18 protein-coding genes are annotated in these 18989 nt (G+C 71.8%); 8 read left to right on the plus strand and 10 right to left on the minus strand.

Annotated elements, in window-relative coordinates; all coding sequences use genetic code 11:
• Positions 1-98 precede the first annotated feature (98 nt).
• The gene (locus ACIBVP_RS04055) at positions 99-530 is read left to right on the plus strand and encodes a hypothetical protein (protein ID WP_396104458.1); all 432 of its coding nucleotides are present in this window, start codon (positions 99-101) and stop codon (positions 528-530) included.
• Positions 531-578: 48 nt separating this feature from the next.
• On the opposite strand, the gene ACIBVP_RS04060 is transcribed toward ACIBVP_RS04055, so the two are convergent.
• A complete protein-coding gene (locus ACIBVP_RS04060) occupies positions 579-1712 on the minus strand; it encodes a S1 family peptidase (RefSeq protein WP_396104459.1) in 1134 nt (377 codons plus the stop codon).
• 111 nt (positions 1713-1823) lie between these two features.
• Entirely contained in the window at positions 1824-2669 is an 846-nt protein-coding gene (locus ACIBVP_RS04065; RefSeq protein WP_396104460.1) for an iron chelate uptake ABC transporter family permease subunit, read from the minus strand.
• A gap of 134 nt (positions 2670-2803) precedes the next feature.
• Between ACIBVP_RS04065 and ACIBVP_RS04070 the strand changes: the two genes are divergently transcribed.
• Positions 2804-4465 (plus strand): NPCBM/NEW2 domain-containing protein, encoded by a 1662-nt coding sequence (locus tag ACIBVP_RS04070; RefSeq protein WP_396104461.1) that lies wholly within the window; start codon positions 2804-2806, stop codon positions 4463-4465.
• A gap of 282 nt (positions 4466-4747) precedes the next feature.
• Here the strand turns inward: ACIBVP_RS04070 and ACIBVP_RS04075 are convergent, their stop codons facing one another.
• The gene (locus ACIBVP_RS04075; protein WP_396104462.1) at positions 4748-6307 is read right to left on the minus strand and encodes a penicillin-binding transpeptidase domain-containing protein; all 1560 of its coding nucleotides are present in this window, start codon (positions 6305-6307) and stop codon (positions 4748-4750) included.
• 115 nt (positions 6308-6422) lie between these two features.
• Here ACIBVP_RS04075 and ACIBVP_RS04080 point away from each other — a divergent pair, with 115 nt between their 5' ends.
• On the plus strand, positions 6423-7223 hold the full coding sequence (locus ACIBVP_RS04080; protein ID WP_396104463.1) for an alpha/beta fold hydrolase: 801 nt from the start codon (positions 6423-6425) through the stop codon (positions 7221-7223).
• A gap of 52 nt (positions 7224-7275) precedes the next feature.
• Here ACIBVP_RS04080 and ACIBVP_RS04085 read toward each other — a convergent pair whose 3' ends face one another.
• Complete coding sequence (locus tag ACIBVP_RS04085) at positions 7276-7635, minus strand: hypothetical protein (protein WP_396104464.1); 360 nt, start codon at positions 7633-7635, stop codon at positions 7276-7278.
• A 244-nt stretch (positions 7636-7879) separates the two neighbouring features.
• Here ACIBVP_RS04085 and ACIBVP_RS04090 point away from each other — a divergent pair, with 244 nt between their 5' ends.
• Positions 7880-9361, plus strand: coding sequence for a S8 family serine peptidase (locus ACIBVP_RS04090; protein ID WP_396104465.1), 1482 nt, complete (start codon positions 7880-7882; stop codon positions 9359-9361).
• A gap of 1 nt (position 9362) precedes the next feature.
• Here the strand turns inward: ACIBVP_RS04090 and ACIBVP_RS04095 are convergent, their stop codons facing one another.
• The 4 genes from ACIBVP_RS04095 to ACIBVP_RS04110 form a co-directional block, all read right to left on the minus strand.
• A complete protein-coding gene (locus ACIBVP_RS04095; protein ID WP_396104466.1) occupies positions 9363-10202 on the minus strand; it encodes an alpha/beta fold hydrolase in 840 nt (279 codons plus the stop codon).
• Positions 10203-10310: 108 nt separating this feature from the next.
• On the minus strand, positions 10311-10547 hold the full coding sequence (locus ACIBVP_RS04100) for a hypothetical protein (RefSeq protein ID WP_396104467.1): 237 nt from the start codon (positions 10545-10547) through the stop codon (positions 10311-10313).
• Between the two features lie 66 nt (positions 10548-10613).
• The gene (locus tag ACIBVP_RS04105; protein ID WP_396104468.1) at positions 10614-11288 is read right to left on the minus strand and encodes a DUF6766 family protein; all 675 of its coding nucleotides are present in this window, start codon (positions 11286-11288) and stop codon (positions 10614-10616) included.
• Positions 11289-11385: 97 nt separating this feature from the next.
• A complete protein-coding gene (locus tag ACIBVP_RS04110; RefSeq protein WP_396104469.1) occupies positions 11386-11745 on the minus strand; it encodes a hypothetical protein in 360 nt (119 codons plus the stop codon).
• Positions 11746-11890: 145 nt separating this feature from the next.
• Between ACIBVP_RS04110 and ACIBVP_RS04115 the strand changes: the two genes are divergently transcribed.
• Genes ACIBVP_RS04115 through ACIBVP_RS04125 form a run of 3 tightly spaced genes read left to right on the plus strand, consistent with a single transcriptional unit; the run spans position 11891 to position 15779 of the window.
• Positions 11891-14218 (plus strand): molybdopterin oxidoreductase family protein, encoded by a 2328-nt coding sequence (locus tag ACIBVP_RS04115; RefSeq protein ID WP_396104931.1) that lies wholly within the window; start codon positions 11891-11893, stop codon positions 14216-14218.
• Positions 14215-14697: a hypothetical protein gene (locus ACIBVP_RS04120; RefSeq protein ID WP_396104470.1), complete on the plus strand. Its 483-nt coding sequence runs from the start codon at positions 14215-14217 to the stop codon at positions 14695-14697. Before ACIBVP_RS04115 ends, ACIBVP_RS04120 begins: the two co-directional genes overlap by 4 nt.
• 32 nt (positions 14698-14729) lie before the next feature.
• Entirely contained in the window at positions 14730-15779 is a 1050-nt protein-coding gene (locus ACIBVP_RS04125; protein ID WP_396104471.1) for an NAD-dependent epimerase/dehydratase family protein, read from the plus strand.
• A gap of 1 nt (position 15780) precedes the next feature.
• On the opposite strand, the gene ACIBVP_RS04130 is transcribed toward ACIBVP_RS04125, so the two are convergent.
• Both ACIBVP_RS04130 and ACIBVP_RS04135 read right to left on the minus strand, forming a co-directional pair.
• A complete protein-coding gene (locus tag ACIBVP_RS04130; RefSeq protein WP_396104472.1) occupies positions 15781-17238 on the minus strand; it encodes an FAD-dependent oxidoreductase in 1458 nt (485 codons plus the stop codon).
• A gap of 3 nt (positions 17239-17241) precedes the next feature.
• Complete coding sequence (locus tag ACIBVP_RS04135) at positions 17242-18144, minus strand: diiron oxygenase (protein WP_396104473.1); 903 nt, start codon at positions 18142-18144, stop codon at positions 17242-17244.
• A 129-nt stretch (positions 18145-18273) separates the two neighbouring features.
• On the opposite strand from ACIBVP_RS04135, the gene ACIBVP_RS04140 reads away from it, so the two are divergent.
• Entirely contained in the window at positions 18274-18987 is a 714-nt protein-coding gene (locus ACIBVP_RS04140; protein ID WP_396104474.1) for a VOC family protein, read from the plus strand.
• Positions 18988-18989: the final 2 nt, after the last annotated feature.

An 18989-nucleotide genomic window follows, 5' to 3' on the forward strand; every position in this document is an offset into this window, starting at 1 on the left:
CGGCGGAGTTCCTGGCGATCATGCGGTTCGAGCGGGGCGCAAGTGGCGGATGACCGGGTGCTGGGCTAACCTCACGCACCCGAAAAAGGAGGTGTGCGTTGGGCGGATCTGCCTGGCACTACGTCGTCGACCACCAGGACGACGTGAAGGCCGCGTTCGCGACGCTGCAACAGAAAGTCCTGGCCGAAGGGGACTACTACCCCGGCTTCGACAACGAGTTCGCCTTCGCATCCTTCGCTGAACTCGACGAGGCGAGGGAGGACGAGGACTTCTGGGAGGCGGGCACGCACTCGATCCTCGACATGGTCAGGGTCGTCCAGGCCGAGGAGGAGCAGGACGTCGCCGTCGTGCGGGTGCTGCGTGCCGACGAGGTACGCGCACGGTTCGGTTCCGACCAGCCGACCGCGGCGGACTTCGAGCGCCTCGTGTCCGACGGCTGGCCGATGACCGGCTGGGAAGGGCACGTCACGGCGCTGTACGAGAACGGTAAGCCCACCGGTCTTGCCTTCTGGGGTGCGTCCGGCGACTGAGGCCCGGTGGGAGCCGCCACCGCGCGCGGCGGTGACGGCTCCCGTGGCTCACGCCGTGACCAACGACAGCCCGTAGACGCCGAGGATCTCGTTCACCGGCTGGAACCAGGTCTGGCCGCCGGTCGAGCAGTTGCCCCAGCCGCCGGACGTGACGCCCTGGGCCTGCTCACCGGTGATGAACGAACCGCCCGAGTCACCGGGCTGTGCGCACACGCTGGTCTTCGTCATCTGGTACACCGCGCCCTGCGCGTAGTTCACGGTCTCGTTCTTCGCGAGGACCGTGCCGCAGTGCCAGTGGGTGGTCGACCCCGAACGGCAGATCGACGACCCGACCGGCGCCACCGCGGAGCCGCGCACGAGGCGGTCCGGCACGGTGCCCCAGCCGAGCACGACCGGTGCCGTCCACCAGCCACCGCCGATGCGGATGAACGAGTAGTCGTTGCCGGGGAAGGACGAGCCCGCGAACGTGCCCATCCACGACCCGTCCCAGCCGACGACGTTGCTGCCCACGCCGCCGCAGTGGCCCGCGCTCACGAACCCGCCGTGCACGGAGAAGCCGATCGAGCAGCGGGTCCTCCCGTCGATGTAGTACGGATCGCCGCCGACGGTGCCCGCCGAGAACGTCGTCGGGGCTGCCGAGACCTCCTCGACGACCACCGGGGCCAGCTTGCGCGCCGCGGCCACGAAGGCCGTCGCGTCGCCGCCCTCGCGGACGGTCACGACGAGGCTGCCGGTGCGCGGTTCGACCCGCCAGGCCGCCACGTCCGCAGGCGCCTTCACCTTGTCCAGCTTGGCTTTCGCCGCGTCCAGCACGGCCAGCGGCTGCCCGACCCGGACCACCGTCGCGCCGGTCGCGCGGACCGCGTCCCGCACCGAGGCGTCCGCTGTGGACAGGCCGACCACCAGCTGGCCGGTCTTCGCGTCGAACCACGAGCCGCCGTAGGACTTCCCGGCGGCGGCCTTCGCGGCCGGTTCGATAGTCATGGCCGACGCTTCCTGGCGCATTCGGGTGCGTGCCTGCTCGGCGGTCAGGCCGAGGTCACGCTGCATGGCGGCGAGGAAGCCGTCCTCCGCCACCGGGGCCGCAGGGCTGGCGGCGGACGTGCCCCCACCAGCCAGGATGGCGCCAAGCGCTAACAGCGCGCCCGCGGCGGACGCGCAGATCTTCCGTGTTCTGTTCATCGTGGTGCTCTCGTTTCTCAGCAGGGTCGAGAGTGGTGAGAGCGCTCTCACGGATAACCGTGGTATGTGAAGCAGCGGTTCGTCAAGGTCTAGACCACAGTTCGACTTTGTTCACCCGTCGAACAGTGCCGCCAGGCGGTAGTCGATCAGCGTGGTGGCTTCCTCCGGGGTGTGCAGGCCGATGAGCACGGCGGACGCCAGCCCGGCCGCGGTGCTCAGCAGCGCGTGGCTCTCGGGATCGGCCAGCGCAGGCCGAGCAGGCATGCCCGCAGGATCTCCCGAGGGTGTCCCGGAGCCGACGCCGCGGACCTCCGCACCCGCGATCCGGCCTGTGTCAGCAGCCGTTCCAGGCACGCCGTCGACATGCTCGGCGAGGCGGGCCGCAATGTGCAAACCGCGGCGATGCCGGACGCGCCGTCCCACGCGGCATGGCTCGACGCGGTCCTCGCCGGGCTCTCCCGCGGCGGCTGGCTCGCGCTCGACCAGGCGGTGCACCGGCCCGCGCGGGTCGCGGCCGTTACCGCGTTCGACCCCGGTGGGTTCTTCGCGCCGGGTGGCTGGCGGGCGTACCGGTGGATGGCCACCGGCCCGCTGCTGACTCTCGCGCCCGCCGCGGTCCGGGTGGCGGCCCGCATCAGGGCCGTGAACCCGGCGGTCCGCGTCGACGTCGCCGAGCCCGGTGGCACCCGCGTTGACGCCCAGCACCCCGGGCTCGGCGAGCGGGTCGCGCGCGACGGCCAGCATGACCATGCCCGCGAGGCCCAGGGCGGCGCCGAACAGCACGGCGAGCACCGTGCGCGGCAGCCGTTCGTCGTGGACGAAGAGGTGGTCGGTCCTGGTGGGGTCGAAGTGCGGGACCGCGTCGAGGACGGTGGCGGGCGGGATGCCCTTGGCCCCGACGAGCAGGCTCGCCGCGACGAGCCCGAGAACCGTCGAACTCAGGGAAGGCAACAACACTTGATCGTGCCACCTCGCACACGGGGTCGGTGGTTCAACCAAATTCGCACGTTCCGTCGTCGGGTCTTGACCGTACGTGTTCGCCCGTTCGACGATGGCAGGCACTGAGGGCATTCGAGGATCGGGGCTGCGCGATGACGCGTCGGGCCGTGCTGGGTGGGGTTGTCGTCCTGTTGCTGGCGGGTGTGACCGTCGTCGGGTCCTCGGCGGGGCCGGGAGCAACGCCCGCGTTGGCCCTCGAGAACGGGCTCGCGCGAACGCCCGCCATGGGGTTCAACAACTGGAACGCGACCCACTGCCGCGCCGAGTTCAACGAGCAGATGGTCCGGCAGATCGCGGACATCTTCGTCGAGCGCGGACTCGACGACGCGGGCTACGAATACGTCAACCTCGACGACTGCTGGGCGCTGCCGCAACGCGACGCGGCGGGCAACCTCGTGCCCGATCCGGCGCGCTTTCCCAACGGCATCAAGGCCGTCGCCGACTACGTGCACAGCAAGGGCCTCAAGTTCGGCATCTACACCAGCGCGGGCACCAGGACCTGCAACGAGCTCGGGTTCCCCGGCGCCATCGGGCACGAGCAGCAGGACGCGAACCTGTTCGCGTCGTGGGGCGTCGACTACCTCAAGTACGACAACTGCGGAGACCACCTCGGCCAGTCCGCGCAGGAGCGGTACACCAGGATGCGTGACGCCCTGCGGGCCACCGGCAGGCCGATCCTGTTCTCCATCTGCGAGTGGGGCGCCAACGCGCCGTGGGACTGGGCACAGCCCGTCGGCAACAGCTGGCGCACCACCGGCGACATCTCCGACAACTGGGCGAGCATGCTCGGCATCTTCAAGGCCAATGTCGGGCTCGCGGTCAACGCGCAGCGCGGTGCCTGGAACGACCCGGACATGCTCGAGGTCGGCAACGGCGGCATGACCGGCACCGAGTACCGCAGCCACTTCTCGTTGTGGGCCATGATGAACGCGCCGCTGCTGATCGGTTCCGACCTGCGCCGCGTCGGCCAGGAGACGTTCGACATCCTCACCAACCACGACGTGATCGCGCTCAACCAGGACGGGCTCGGCGTGCAGGCGGAGGAGATCGACTCCGCGAACGGCCGGCACGTGCTGACCAAACCGCTCGACAACGGCGACGTCGCGGTGGCCCTGTTCAACGAGACGTCCGCGACCGCGACCATCTCGACGACGGCCGAGGCGGCGGGCCTCGGCAACGCGACGTCGTACCGGCTCAAGGACCTGTGGACGAAGGCGGTCACCACGATCAGCGGGACGATCAGCGCGTCGGTGCCGCCGCACGCGACCGTGGTCTACCGCGTCAGCCGGGCGGGCACGTTCACCGCGCCGCCGACGGGTACCACGCAGGTGTCGGCGCTGCCCGCGAGCCTGTCGGCGAGCGCGTGGGGCCCGGTGGAACGCGACCGCAGCAACGGGGAACGCGCCGCGGGCGACGGCCGAACGCTGACGATCGGCGGCACCACCTACGCACGAGGCCTGGGTGTGCACGCCCGCAGCGAGGTCCGGTACTACCTCGGCGGGCGGTGCACGAGCTTCCAGGCATGGGTGGGCGTCGACGACGAGACGGGCGCGAACGGCAGCGTGTCACTGGAGGTGTGGGGCGGTGGCGGGATGCTCGCGACCAGTGGCGTGGTGCGCGGCACCGACGCACCGAAACGCATCACCGCGAACGTGACCGGGCTGCAGTACGTCCACCTGGCGGTACTGCCCACCGTGGACGGCCCCCGCTACGACCACGCGGACTGGGCCGACGCGACGATCACCTGCTCGTGACGCGGGCTCAGCGCCGGAACGCGGATGCGACCCAGCTGTCGAGGTTGGCCTCGACAAGCGGATAGCGCTCGTTCCACGCCTTCCTGATCTCGTAGATGACCCATCGCGGTCGATCCAGTTCTCGATCGCCTGCTTGCCTTGGCGTTTGACCTCCTCCCACTGCTGGGAGTTGAGCAGGGGCTGGCCTTCGACGACGCCCATCTGCATGATCCCCTGCACGCGCCACGCGTCGCGCTAATAGTGAAAGCTGTAGAAAACCGCCATCTCGCTTCCTCTCGTTCCTCACCCGAGGCCGGTGAGGAACGTCTTCGTCACCGAGACCGCGGTCGTCGACGTGCCCGCGTCCTGGACGAGGACCGCGAACGCGAGGTCGTCGCGGTAGCCGGTGAACCAGCCGTGTTCGCTGCCGCTCGTCTCCGCGGTGCCGGTCTTGCCGTGGACCGCGCCGAGACCGGCCAGGTCGGTGGCCCGGCCCGTGGTCACCACCTCCCGCATCATGGTGCGCAGCGAGCCGATCACCGCCGCGGGCGGTGCGTCGTAGCCCGTCGTCACCTCGGTCGGACGGTTCGGCCACAGGCGCGGGGTCACGGGCCCGCCCCTGGCCACGGTGGCGCTCATCAACGCCACCCCGAACGGGCTCATCCGCACCTGGCCTTGGCCGATGCTGTTCTCCACCTGCTGCGTGGTGTCCGCGGCGGGTGGGACGGTGCCGACCTCCGTGGCGATGCCGGGGATGTCGAAGTCGGCGCTCGCGCCCAGCTGGTTCGCCGCGCGGACCAGTGCGTCCCCGGGCAGATCACCGGCCAGCACGGCGAACGACGTGTTGCACGACTGCGCGAACGCCGTGCGCAACGGCACGTCGCCCAGTGCGAAGTCGGCGTTGCGCACGGTCCGCTGGCCGATCGTGGCCGAGCCGGGGCACGGGACGACCGTGCCGACGTCGGCGGCGCCCGCCTCGATCAGCGCGGTCGCCGTGGCGATCTTGAACGTCGAGCCCGGCGGGAAGAGGCCCTGCAGTGCCTCCGTTCTGCCGCCTGCGGCGCTGTTCTGCGCCACCGCGAGGATGTCACCGGTCGACGGCTGGAGGGCCACGAGCACGGTCGGCAGCTGCTGGGCGTCCACCGCCGCCTGCGCCGCCCGCTGGACCGGTCGGCTCACCGTCGACTTCTGTGCCGGCGTCTTCGTGCCGTGCAGCACCGCGACGTCCGTGCCCGCGTCGTCGGTGAGCGCCACGTACCACGCGCCCTGCCCCGCGAGCCGGCCCATGGCGGGCAGCAGGAGTGGTGCCGTCGCCGGTGCCGCCGCTGTCGTGCCGGTCGCGGTCCACTCGAGCAGCGGCTCGCCGTCGCGGTCGAGCACCGCCGGCCGACCGACCTGGTCGCGCAGCGACAGCGTGTGGCCCGCCGTCAGCTTCGGGTGCACCAGCGCCGGATCCCAGTGCACGCGCCAGGTCTCCTTCTCGACGAGGTGTAGCGCGCTCTCATAGGTCCACGTGCGTTCCGGGCCGAAGGTCCACGTCATCGTGAACGCCTGCGTGGACTCCGCGAGCGTGCCGCGGCTCGCGGTCGCCGACGTCGGCGCCAGCGACCGCCACAGCTCGGTGAGCTGCGCGGTCGCGTCGTCCGGGGCGTCGGTCAGCGCGCCGGCCGCGGCCGCGTCCCCGGACGAGAACGCCGTCAGGAACTCGGCGCTCACGTCGGCCGCGGTCGGGGGTGGTGCCTCGGCGGCCTGCGCGTCGCCCGCCGGCGCGTCGTCGGGCAGCAGTTGCATGACACCCAGCGCGGTGATCACGACGACCAGCAGGACGCCCGCGGTGATGATCACGCCGTTGCGACGAGACACGTAGCCCCCAGGATCTCGCCCCGACCCTGTCGTGACAGTACCGTGGCGTGTCGAGATCCGGTCGCTGGTTCCGACTCTCGGTCGACAGGAAACTCCCGACTACGAGGAGAAAAACGTGCCGAAGACCATCGCCGTGCCGGGTGCCCGGCTCACCTACGACGTCACGGGCTCCGGTCCGGTGCTCTTCCTGGTGGGCACCCCGATGGGCGCGACCGGCTTCGCCGCGCTGGTGCCGCACCTGGCGGAGGACTTCACGGTGGTGACGTTCGACCCGCGCGGCATCGCGCGCAGCACCGCCGACGACCCCACCAGGCAGGTCCACCCGGAGGACACGGCCGACGACCTGGCCGCGGTGCTCGCCGAGGTCACCGACGAGCCGGCCTACGTGCTGGGCAGCAGCGGCGGCGCGATCGGCACTCTCGCGCTCGTCCTGCGCCACCCGGACCGCGTGCACACGGCGGTCGTGCACGAGCCACCGCTGTCGGTCCTGTTGCCGGACGCCGAGGAGATCCGTGCCACCACGCACGAGATCGTCGACACGCTGCACACGGCGGGGTGGCAGCCCGCCATGGGCCGGTTCTTCGACCTCACCGGCGTGCTCACGTCCATGTCGGTGAACGACCAGCCGCCGCCCGCGCCGAGCGAGGAGATGGCCCGCGGCACGGAGTACTTCATCGCGAACTACCTGCGCACGGTGGCGCTGTGGGCGCCGGACCTCGAGGCGCTGCGGGCCGCGCGGCCACGCGTCGTCGTCGCGGCGGGCCGGACGTCGACCGGTCAGCTCGCGAACCGCACCGCTGTCGCGCTGGCGGCGGCGCTGGGCACGGATCTCGCCTTGTTCTCCGGTGACCACGGTGGTTTCTCGGGCGAACCGAAGGCTTTCGCCGCGGAACTGCGCGCGGCACTGGCCGGCTGACCGCCCACGCCGAGGCGGCCACCCACGACCGTCCGGGATCGGGACCCGGGGCTCAGCGGTCGACGCTCGACGACAGGCGCCGCACCCGCCGCGGAGTGGTGTGCGGCGCCTGCTGGTCCGGATCGGGAAGGGCGAGCAGCGCGTCGATCACCTCGTAGGCGCTGCCCCTGGTGTGCCAGAGAACCGTCTCCGCGAGCATGATGTTCGGTTCGCTGTCGGGCAGGCGGGTGGCGGTGGCCTCGTCCTCTCCGTACAGCTCGAAGACGTCGATGACGCCGTCGTGGACACGCACGCCCACGAGCGCCTCGATCGAGCCGTCGGCCGCCTGGTCGGTGGCGAACTCGAAGTGCAGCGCGCGCATGGCCTGGAGCCGGGCGCTGATGTCCTCGGAGGTCCCGTCTCGTTCGGCCATCTCGATCTGCCCCCACCCGGGATGCGGTCGCGGCGGGCGAGGGCGGGGACTCGGCCTTCCCGACGCTGTGTGAAAAGACACCGTACCGGATGTGTGCACTGTATGCAGCGCCCTGTGCCGCTTCTGTCGCGCGAAAGTCCGCCCCTCGCGGAGGACGGTCGATTGGATCTTTCTCCGCCGGAGCCGTCACCTGATCGACGGTCCCTCGTTAGGGGTATGACTGTCGCCGCAGGCTGGAGGGCTGATGAACCGTCGTACCTGGCGTGTCTCCGCACGCGGGCTGGTCGCGGCGGTCGCCGCGGCGCTCCTCGTTCCCCTGGTGCCGTCCGCCGCCGCGGCGCCGTCCGTGCTCGCGCCGCTGTCGTCGTCGCTGTCCGCGACGCTCGGCGCGGCGGCCGACGCGCTGCCCGTGACCGTCCTCGTGCACGGCACGAACCTCGCCGCCGCGGACGCGGCCGTCACCGGGGCCGGTCTGACGAAGATCACGAGCTTCCGGCGCGTCGGGGTGGTCGCCGCGCACGGCACCGCCGCCGAGGTCCGCGCCGTCCGCGCGCTGCCGGGCGTGACCTACGTCGAGGGCAACGACCCGATCCGGTTCTTCGCCACCTCCGGCACCGCCGCCACCCGCAGCCGCCTCGCCCAGCAGACACTCGTGGGCGCGAACGGAGCGAAGCTCGACGGCACCGGTGTGTCCGTCGCCGTGATCGACAGCGGCATCGACCCGACCCACCCCGCCTTCCGGGGTGCCGACGGCAAGACCCGCGTGGTCCGCAGCCTCAAGGGCGTGTGCCTCACCGAGACGATGGTGAACTGCCTGGTCGACGTGCCGACGTCGGTCGACACCGACCTGCTCGCGGTGGGCGGCCACGGCACCCACGTGAACGGGATCGCCGCGGGCACCCCGTACACGCTGGGCAACGGCTCGGTCGTCGGTGGCTCGGCGCCCGGCGCGAAGATCGTGTCCCTGTCGGTCGGCGCGGCGATCGTGATCCTCGGTGCGGACGCGGCGCTGAACTGGGTGCTGGAGAACCACGAGGCGCCCTGCGGCGCGGGTGTGCCCGCCGCGACCTGCCCGCCCATCAAGGTGATCAACAACTCGTACGGGCCCTCCGGCGGCGGCGAGTTCGACCCGAACTCGGCGACCGTGAAGATCCAGCGGCAGCTCGCGGCCGAGGGCGTGGTCACGGTGTGGGCCAACGGGAACGACGGCGGCGACGGCTCGGAGAACCTGTCCAACCCGCCCGGTACCGACCCGACCCCCGGCATCCTGTCCGTCGCCTCGTACCACGACCTGGGCACCGGCACCCGCGACGGCGCCGTCTCGGACTTCTCCTCCCGCGGTGCCGCCGCCGACCAGGGCACGTGGCCGGACATCTCGGCGCCGGGCGAGAACATCCTGTCCGCGTGCCGGCTGTACCTGCCGATCTGTGCCACCGGCCTGCAGCCCGTGAACGGCCCCGGCGTGCTGGACGTCGGCACCTACAACGTCATCAGCGGCACGTCGATGGCCGCGCCGCAGATCACCGGCATCGTGGCGCAGCTGTTCCAGGGCGCGCCCGGCGCGAGCCCCGGCGACATCGAGCACGCGCTGAAGTCGACGGCGTACCGGTTCGCGGCGGGCGCCGCATACCAGCAGGCCGGTCCGTACCTGTCGAGCTACGACAAGGGCACGGGCCTGGTCGACACCGTGGCGGCGGCGACCGCCCTTGGTGCGCGCCCGGCCTGACTCACGCCAGGAAACCGGTGATCGACGAGGCGAACCACGCCGGGTCGTCGAGCCACGGGAAGTGCCCGCCGCCGGGCTGCACGACCAGTTCGGCGGCGGGGAACAACGCGGCGTAGACGGCCGCGCACTTCGGCGGCAGCCCGACGTCGTACCCACCCGCGACCAGCAACGTCGGCGCGGTCAGCCGGGTGAGCGCGGCGCGGGTCGCCGCCGGGTCCAGCGCGTCGCCCGAGTAGTACCCGGCCGCGGCCTCCGCGTTGACCTCGTCGGCCTCCCGTGCGGCGAAGGCCTGCCGGTCGGCGTCCCAGCGTCCGTGGGAGAACGGCGCGATCGCGGAGAAGTTCGCGTCCGAGAACTCCCCGGCCCAGATCCGTTCGAACGCCGCGAACGCGTCCGGGAACCACGGCTCGCCGCGGCGCGGCTCGGCGACCGCCCTGCGGTCCGCGTCGGCGATCTCGACGCCCACCGGCCGGGGGCTGGGGCAGACGAGCACGAGCCGCCCGACGCGCTCGGGGTGGCGGGCGGCGTAGAGCACCGCGAGCGAGCCGCCCGCGGAGTGCCCGAGCAGGTCGATCCGCGGCAGGCCGAGGTGTGCGCGCAGGGCCTCCACGTCGTCGACGAGGCGGTCGCACCGGTAGGTCGCCGGGTCCGCCGGGGTGGCCGAGTCGCCGGTGCCGCGCAGGTCGAGGCGCACCAGCTCGCGGTGGCCGGTCAGCCCGCCGAGGTCGCCGAGGTACGTGGACGCCTGCATCGGCCCGCCCGGCAGGCAGATCAGCGGGTCGCCCGTGCCGGAGCGGTGCGCGGCGAGCCGGGTGCCGTCCGGGGCGTCGAAGGTGATCACCGGCGAAGCATAGGCATTACGGTGTTCGTCGCACGTTCACCGGGCTGGTTCGCAGGACACGAACGGCCCGGCCGGCGTCGGCCGACCGGGCCTGCTGTTCATGTCGCGTCAGTTGGCGGCGAGACGGCGGGCGAGCATGTCCTTGCCCTGCTCGGCGCCCTTGCGGCTCTCACCCTGTGCGCGGCGGAAGAAATCGGCCAGTTCGCTGTCGCCGGCGCGCTCCGCGTCCTGGATGTAGGTCTCCAGTCGAAGGGCGTTGGACAGGCAGGCTTCCACGAACCAGATGATGTTGTAGTCCTTGTCCTGCGTGCCGGTCACGTTGCCGGTCTCGGCAGTGGTGGACATCGTGCCTCCTTCGAGACGCTCGGTTGCCTCTGCGACCCGGCTACCCACTTTCCCGCGAGTGATGCGTCAGCCGGTCTCGTCGGTGCTGACGTGCGGCGCGCCGACCGGCTTGGACTCCGGGGAACCGCGTTGCCGCAGGTAGATGCTCAGCACGGCCATCGACCCGATCGCGAGGAACTCCGACTGCCAGTTCTGCAGGGTGCGGTTCCAGAACTCCGCGGACCCGAGGTACTCGGGCCAGCTGACGGTGTCCTGGTGCGCGGCGAGCTGGTCGGCGTTGTACACCACCAGACCGGCGACCGACTGGGCCAGCCACGACAGCACGAAGATCGCGGCCATGACGAGCCCGAGCGAGTTGGAGAACACGGTGGTGCGCCAGCCACCCGTCCGCGCCCACTTCGGCGAGTCCTTTGTGGAGTGTTCGCCGAGGTGCTGCTGCTCGTCGGTCTCGCGTCCGATGCGGTCCGGCGGCTTGGACTCCGGCGACCCGCGCTGGATGAGCCACACGGTTGCCAGGATGAACAGGAAGAACTGCAGGTACTCCGACTGCCAGTTCTCCGCGACGTCGACGGCGAAGTCGCTGCCCGTCACGTACTGGGCGAGCGTCACGGTCGCACCGCCGTCGGCGATCTGGTTGTTGTTGTAGTCCGCGTGCCCCGAGATCGCCTGGCCGACGAGGGAACCGAGGAACAGCAACCCGAAGACGACGCCGAGACCGTTGTCGCGCAGTGTCTGCTTCACCCAGTCCCCCTACATCCGCAGCAGTCCGATGACGATGAAGTACGCCAGCCCGGCGAGCACGCCGCCGAGGTAGAGGACGAAGATCGGATGACGCACGTCAACCACCCACCAGACAGTGGTAGGGCGCGTCCTCGTCCGGTCGGCAGCCGGCCGCGGACACCAGCCAGCCGGACTCGAACCTCGCCAGGAACAACGTCCCCGCCTCGGTGTCCACTTTGGCCCAGTCCGACCACGTGTCGGTGCGGGTGACCGAACCCGTCAGCTCTTCGGCGGGAAGCGCGGCCGGGCACGGGCCGTCCTCGGTCACGATGTCGTCCAGGGTGCGCGGGGTCAGCAACGCGCAGGCGGTCTCGGCGTCACCGTCCTGCGCGGCCTGGAGGAACCGGGTGGCCGCGTCCGCGGCGTCGCCGCGCTCGCTCTGCGACGCGCAGCCGGCCGTCGCGATCGCAAACGCCACCGCGGCGCCCACCGTCCTCGGCCAGGCTCTCACGAGCACCGGGGTTGCCAGAAGCGATGATCTCCAAACCTCGCCGGGCCGAGGCCGGTTTTCCCTGCCGAGCTGCCGGGTAGTCAACCGGGCAGTGCTGGTGAGAGGGGTGACGATGCCGGACCGGATCGCCGACCCGTGGGGCCCCAGGACGCCCTACGGACCAGGGGAGCAGTGGCCGGTGCGAGTCGACTCGCACCTGGCGGACGGGCTGACCGAGGACGACGTCGACGCGTGGGTGCGCACCGCCGCGGTGCTGCACTCCAACGGGGACGGGCTGGACCTCGCGGTCAAGGACGGACGGCTCGCCGGGGTGCGTGGCCGCGCCGACGACCGGGTGAACCACGGCCGCGTCGACCAGAAGGACCTGTACGGCTGGCAGGCGAACAACGCGGCCGACCGCCTCACCACCCCGCTGGTGCGCGACGGTGACCGGCTGGTCGAGGCCGGCTGGGACGAGGCGATGCGCCGCGTCGTGGCACGCAGCAAGGCGCTGCTGGACGAGCAGGGGCCGAGCGCCATCGGCTTCTACACCAGCGGCCAGCTGTTCGCCGAGGAGTACTACACGCTCGCCGCGATCGCGCGGGGAGCCATCGGCACCAACCACGTCGACGGCAACACCCGCCTGTGCACGGCGACCGCCGCGGCCGCGTTGAAGGAGACCTTCGGCTGCGACGGCCAGCCCGCGTCCTACGCCGACGTCGACCACGCCGACGTGATCGCGTTGTTCGGGCACAACATGGCCGAGACGCAGTCGGTGCTGTGGGCGCGGGTGCTGGACCGGCTCGCCGGACCCGAACCGCCCGCGGTGCTGTGCGTCGACCCGCGCGAGACACCGGTGGCGCGGGCCGCGACTCTGCACCTCGCACCGCGGCCCGGCACGAACCTCGCGCTGATGAACGGCATCCTCCACGAGATCGTCGCCGACGACCGCGTGGACCACGACTTCGTCGAGAAGAACACCGTCGGCTACGCCGACCTCGCGAAGCTCGTCAAGGAGTACCCGCCCGAGCGGGTCGCGTCGATCTGCGGTGTGCCCGCCGACGAGATCCGCGCCGCAGCCCGCCTCCTCGGCGGCGCACGACGGCTGCTCTGCACGGTCCTGCAGGGCTTCTACCAGTCACACCAGGCGACCGCGGCCGCCGTCGCGGTGAACAACCTGGTGCTGCTGCGCGGGATGCTCGGCAGGCCCGGCTGCGGTGTGCTGCAGATGAACGGGCAGCCGACCGCCGAGAACACCCGCGAGTGCGGCGCCGACGGCGACCTCACCGGCTTCCGCAACTGGGGGAACGACGCGCACGTCGCCGAGCTGGCGAAGCTGTGGAACGTCGAGATGAGCACCATCCCGCACTACGCCCCGCCGACCCACCTCATGCAGATGCTGCGGTACGCGGAGAACGGCACGCTCCGCTTCCTGTGGATCTCCGCGACGAACCCGGCCGCCTCGCTGCCGGAACTCGCGCGGGTGCGGTCGATCCTCGGCCAGGAGCGGCTGTTCGTGGTGGTGCAGGACGCGTTCCGCACCGAGACCGCCGAGTTCGCCGACGTGGTGCTGCCCGCGGCGATGTGGGGTGAGAAGACCGGGACGTTCACCAACGCCGACCGCACCGTGCACCTGTCGGAGAAGGCCGTCGACCCGCCCGGGCAGGCACGGCCGGACCTGGACATCCTCCTCGACTACGCCCGTCGCATGGGGTTCACCGACGTCGACGGCGCGCCGTTCCCGCCGTGGCACGACGCCGAGTCCGCGTTCGAGGCGTGGAAGGCCGCGTCGAAGGGCAGGCCGTGCGACTACAGCGGGCTGAGCTACGACAGACTCCGCGCGGTCAGCGGGATCCAGTGGCCGTGCGACGACGAGCACCCCGACGGCACCGAACGTCTGTACGCCGACGGCCGCTTCTTCGCCCACCCGGACTACTGCGAGAGCTACGGCCGGGACTTGGTCACCGGCGCGCCAACCGAACCGGACGCCTACCGCGCCGCGAACCCCGACGGGAAGGCGATGCTGAAGGCGGCCGAGTACCTGCCGTCGCACGAGGAACCGGACGACGAGTACCCGTTCCGGCTCGTCACCGGCCGCGTGATCCACCACTTCCACACCCGCACCAAGACCGGCCGGGCACCCGAGCTGCGGGACGCGGCACCCGAGGTGTGGGTGGAGCTGTCGGCGGGGGACGCGGGACGGCTCGGCATCGCCGAGGGCGACTTCGCCGAGATCCGCACCGCGCGCGGGGTCGTGTACGCCCGCGCCCGCATCGGCGGCATCCGCGACGGCGTGGTGTTCCTGCCGTTCCACTACGGCTACTGGGACACCGACGACCCGACGGGGGAGAAGGGGGAGCGGGCCGCGAACGAGCTGACCCGCACCGAGTGGGATCCCGCGTCCAAGCAGCCCCTGTTCAAGACCGCGGCGGCGGCCGTGACCCGCGGAGGACCACGATGAAGATCGGTCTCGCACTGCGTGAGCTCCACCGTTCGGAGACCGCACTCGCCCGTGACCTGCTGCGGGTGTCCGACCGGCACGCGGCGGAAGGCGAGGTCCACCACGTCGCGCGCGACCTCGCCGGGTGGTCCCGCGGGCACGTGGCGCTGCTCGCCGATGCCGCGGGCACGTACGGCATCCGGCTGAGCGCCGACGCGGCCACGTCCTCGGGGCTCTTGGCACCGGTGCGCAGGACGCTCAGCGAGCTGGCCCGCGGGCGTGACGTGACCGGGTTGCTGCTGCTCGCGGACCTGCGCAGGCTGCACCGCAAGGCCGCGGGCGTGTCCCTGGACTGGGAACTGCTCGCGCAGGGTGCGCAGGCGGTGAAGGACACGGACCTGCTCGAGCTGGCGAGCGGGTGCCATCCGGAGACGCTGCGTCAGCTCACCTGGACCAACGGGATGCTCAAGCAGCTCTCGCCGCAGGTGCTCGCCAGCTGATTAGCGTTCACCGCAGCGGGTAGCCGCCCGCCATGAGGATCGTGGTGACTGGGGCGAGTGGCAACGTCGGCACCGCGGTGGTGCGGGCGCTGGCGGCCGACGGGCGGGTCGATGCGATCGCCGGTGTCGTGCGTCGCGAACCGGAGTGGCAGGTGCCGAAGCTGCGCTGGGTCACCGCCGACGTCGGGAAGGACGACCCGGACGCGCTGGACTCGGTGATGGCCGGTGCGGACGCGGTGATCCACCTGGCGTGGCTGTTCCACCCGGCGCGCGCCCCGGAGGTCACCTGGCGCACGAACGTGCTCGGCAGCGTCCGGGTCTTCGAGGCGGCGGCCCGCAACTCGGTGCCCGCGCTGGTGTACTCGTCGTCGGTCGGCGCCTACTCGCCGGGCCCCAAGGACCACGGGGTCGACGAGAGCTGGCCGACGCACAGCTGGCCGACCGGCGCGTACACGCGCGAGAAGGCGTACGTGGAGCGAGTGCTGGACGCGTTCGAGGCACGGCACCCCCGGACGCGGGTCGTGCGGATGCGGCCCGCGTTCCTGGTCCGGCGTGAGTCGGCGAGCGAGCAGCGCAGGCTGTTCGCCGGGCCGCTGCTGCCGAACCGGGCGGTGGGGCTCGTGCCCGTCGTGCCGGACATGCCGGGGCTGCGGGTGCAGGTGATGCACACCGACGACGCGGCGGAGGCGTTCCGGCTGGCCGTCATGGAGGACGTGCGGGGCGCGTTCAACCTGGCGGCCGACCCGGTGGTGGACGCGGGTGTGCTGGCCGAGGTGCTGGGTGCGCGCGTGGTGCGGACACCGGTGTGGCCGGTGCGCGCCGCGGTCGTGGCGGCGTGGCGGCTGCGGCTGGCACCCGCCGCACCGGAGCTGTTCGACGCGGTGCTGCGGATGCCGTTGATGGACTGCACCCGCGCGCGGACCGAGCTGGGCTGGACGCCGCGGCACGACTCGGTGTCGGCGCTGAAGGAGTTCGTCGCCGGGCTGAAGGAGGGGGCCGGGATGCCGACGCCCCCGCTCGCGTCGAAACTGCCCGGCGGCCGCCTGCACGAGCTGTGGACGGGCGCGGGCAGCAGGCACTGAGTCAGCGCCGGCGTGACCGGCGGCGCCTGCGTTTCGGCGTGACCAGGCCCGCGGTGACGTCGGCCAGCAGCGCGCCGACCGTCTCCGCGGCGCAGGACTTGTTCGCGCCGATCCCGCCGTTCGGTCCGCGCTTGATCCAGCCGACCACGTACGTGCCGGGGCGCACCCGGCCCGCGGTGTTCGGGATCGTGCCCGCGCCGTCGTCGAACGGCAGTCCGGGCACCGGCGTGCCCCGGTAGCCCACCGCGCGCACGACCTGGCCCGTCGTGATCTCCGTGCCGCCGCTCACCCGCAGGCCACGCACCTCGTCGTCGCCGACGACGGCGTCGGGCGCCGAGTGGAACCGGAGCACGACGCGCCGCCGCTCGTGCGGTGGTGGCGCCGACCAGTCGACCGCCTCCTGCCGCACACCCCGCAGCAGCGCGGCCTTCCCACCCGCCTCGATCGCCGCCGTGACACGGGGGTCGTGCGTGTCGACGACGAGGTCGACCTCCGCGCGTTGTGCGAGCGCGAGCAGTTCGGGGGCCGTGTAGGCCGCGTCCTCGGGCCCCCTGCGCCCGAGGAGCACGACCTCGCGGACCTTGCCCGAGGTGAGCGCGGCCAGCGCGTGCGGTGCGATCGACGTGCCCGCCAGCGTCGCCGGGTCGGCGGTCAGCACCCGCGCCACGTCGACCGCGACGTTGCCGTTGCCCACCACGACGACCCGTTCCGCGGACAGGTCCACCGCGTCCGCCCGCACGTCCGGGTGGCCGTTGTACCAGCCGACGACCGTCGTCGCGGCGATCGTCCGGTGCGCACCGGGAACGTCGAGGTCACGTGCCCCGGCCGCGCCGACCGCGTAGATCACCGCGTCGTGGCGGTCCGCGAGCTCGTCGGTGGTCACGTCCCGGCCCACCTCGACGCCGAGCTTCAGCCGCAGCCTCGGGTGCGTGTGGAACCGCGCGAACGTCTCGCCGATCCGTTTGGTCGACGGGTGGTCCGGCGCGACCCCGTAGCGCACCAGACCACCCGCGACCGGCAGGCGGTCGATCAGCGTCACCGTCGCGTTGGTGTGCGACAGCAGGTCAGCTACCGCGTACATGCCCGCGGGACCGGTGCCGACGACCGCGACGTCCAGCGGTGCCAGGTCGGACGGGATGACGCGGTCGAACGTCGGCGGCGCCCACGTGTGGAAGTTCGGCGCCGGGTCGGGCGCCTCAGCGGGCTTGTCCGCGTAGTACCGCGCGTTGATGTCCGCGTACGACTTCAGCGGCGCGGTCAGCGCGTCGACGGGGAAGATCGCGTCGACCGGGCAGGCGTCCGCGCACGCGCCGCAGTCGATGCAGGTGCGCGGGTCGACGTAGAGCATGTCGGTCGCGCCGAAGTCCGGCTCGTCCGGTGTCGGGTGGATGCAGTTGACCGGGCACACGGCGACGCAGGACGCGTCGCTGCAGCAGGTCTGCGTGATCGCGAACGCCATGGCTCAGATCAGGTTGGCGCGCTGGTAGAAGTACGTCGCGGGCCGGGTGAGCAGCCCGCACGAGTCGAGGAACTCCATCAGGCCGGCGCAGCTCGAGCGCAGCATCGACTTGTGGTGCTCGTTGGCCTTCGCCTCGCGCACCGCCCGCTTGGTGTCCAGCCCGGCGTTCGCGTAGACCTCGTCGCTCCACATGCTCGTGACGATGTGGTACGCGGCGATCGACACGACCAGCGCGGTGAACTGCCTGCGCGGGCGGCTCGCGCCACGCAGCCGGTCCCTGGTCTCCTCGCGGGCGAACTTCATGTGCCGCGACTCCTCGACCACGTGGATGTTGTTGATGGTGCGCACGAACGGCACCACCCGCTCGTCGCGCATCCAGTCGCGCTGCATGACGTCGAGGACCTCCTCGGCGACGAGGATGGCCGCGTACGCGGCCTCCCCGAACGCGACCGCCTTGAACGCGCGCCCCAGTTCGACGACGTGCCGCTTCGGGCGGTAGGCCGGTGCGCCGAGCTTCGCGGCGCCACGCGCGAACATGATCGAGTGCCTGCACTCGTCGGCGATCTCGGTCAGCGCCCACTGGAAGGCCGGGTCGGTCGGGTCCTTGGCGTAGAAGTCCCGCAGGATCATCTGCTGGAGGATCATCTCGAACCAGATCCCGGTGCTCGCGACGGACGCCGCCTCCTGGCGGGTGAGCTCGCGCCGCTGCTCCTCGGTCATCTCGTCCCAGTACGCGGTGCCGTACAGCGTGCTCCACTCCGGGCTGGTGCCGTGGTAGTCGGTGTCGAGGGGCGTCTCCCAGTCGACCTCCCGCGCGGGGTCGTACGACAACGTCTCGGAAGACTCGAGCAGCCTGCGCGCCACGGACTGGCGGTCGGCCTGGTCGTGCGTGTCGATCGTGGTCATGGGAAGCTCCCTGTGACGCCTGTTACCTCCGTTTACTGTTACCAACGGTAACATGAACTTGTGCGGCCGCGCGAGACGTCCTGACCTGCGCGAACCGGTTTTGTCGGTGCTCGGGTGCATGATGCCCGCATGGCTGTGACAGGACGTTTGGAGCTGGCCGCGTTCGACGCGCCGGACATCTCGGGGCTCGCGGAGTTCTACACCGCGCTCACCGGGTGGCAGACGGTGCGCGACGTGGGCGACTGGATCACGATCCGCGCGAGCGACGGACAGGAGATCGCCTTCCAGAAGGCGCCCGACCACGTGGCGCCGCGCTGGCCGGGGCAGGAGCTGCCGCAGCAGTTCCACCTCGACCTGTTCATCGAGGACCACGAGGCGGCCGCGAAGCGGGCCGAGGAGCTGGGCGCCACCCGCCTGGCCGACGGCCCGCACTGGATCACGCTCGCGGACCCGGCGGGGCACCCGTTCGACCTCTGCCGCAAGGACGGCGTCGGACCGGAGATGACGTTGTTCGCGGTGACCATCGACGCGCCGGACGCGGTCGGGCTCGCCCGGTTCTACGCCGCGCTGATGGGTATGGAGATGACGTACGAGGGCCCCGAGGGCGCGCTCATCGCGGGGGACGGGAAGAGCGTGATGTTCCAGCAGGTCGCCGAGTACACGCCGCCGCGGTGGCCGGACCCGGCCGCACCGCAGCAGGCGCACCTGGACATCCTCGTCGACGACCTCGACGCGGGGGAGGCGCGGGCGCTGGAGCTGGGCGCGACCCGCTTACCGGGCGACGAGAAGACCTTCCGCGTGTTCGCCGACCCGGCGGGGCACCCGTTCTGCCTGACCTCGTAGGA

Source organism: Actinophytocola sp. NPDC049390 (assembly GCF_044466355.1).
GTDB lineage: Bacteria > Actinomycetota > Actinomycetes > Mycobacteriales > Pseudonocardiaceae > Actinophytocola.

Bases quoted from the DNA above. Each gene is read 5' to 3' on its own strand.
- ACIBVP_RS04135 (WP_396104473.1), bottom strand. From the start codon at position 18,144: ATGACCACGATCGACACGCACGACCAGGCCGACCGCCAGTCCGTGGCG.
- ACIBVP_RS04120 (WP_396104470.1), top strand. From the start codon at position 14,215: ATGAAGATCGGTCTCGCACTGCGTGAGCTCCACCGTTCGGAGACCGCA.
- ACIBVP_RS04115 (WP_396104931.1), top strand. From the start codon at position 11,891: ATGCCGGACCGGATCGCCGACCCGTGGGGCCCCAGGACGCCCTACGGA.
- ACIBVP_RS04085 (WP_396104464.1), bottom strand. From the start codon at position 7,635: ATGGCCGAACGAGACGGGACCTCCGAGGACATCAGCGCCCGGCTCCAG.
- ACIBVP_RS04070 (WP_396104461.1), top strand. From the start codon at position 2,804: ATGACGCGTCGGGCCGTGCTGGGTGGGGTTGTCGTCCTGTTGCTGGCG.
- ACIBVP_RS04100 (WP_396104467.1), bottom strand. From the start codon at position 10,547: ATGTCCACCACTGCCGAGACCGGCAACGTGACCGGCACGCAGGACAAG.
- ACIBVP_RS04130 (WP_396104472.1), bottom strand. From the start codon at position 17,238: ATGGCGTTCGCGATCACGCAGACCTGCTGCAGCGACGCGTCCTGCGTC.
- ACIBVP_RS04140 (WP_396104474.1), top strand. From the start codon at position 18,274: ATGGCTGTGACAGGACGTTTGGAGCTGGCCGCGTTCGACGCGCCGGAC.
- ACIBVP_RS04090 (WP_396104465.1), top strand. From the start codon at position 7,880: ATGAACCGTCGTACCTGGCGTGTCTCCGCACGCGGGCTGGTCGCGGCG.
- ACIBVP_RS04060 (WP_396104459.1), bottom strand. From the start codon at position 1,712: ATGAACAGAACACGGAAGATCTGCGCGTCCGCCGCGGGCGCGCTGTTA.
- ACIBVP_RS04125 (WP_396104471.1), top strand. From the start codon at position 14,730: ATGAGGATCGTGGTGACTGGGGCGAGTGGCAACGTCGGCACCGCGGTG.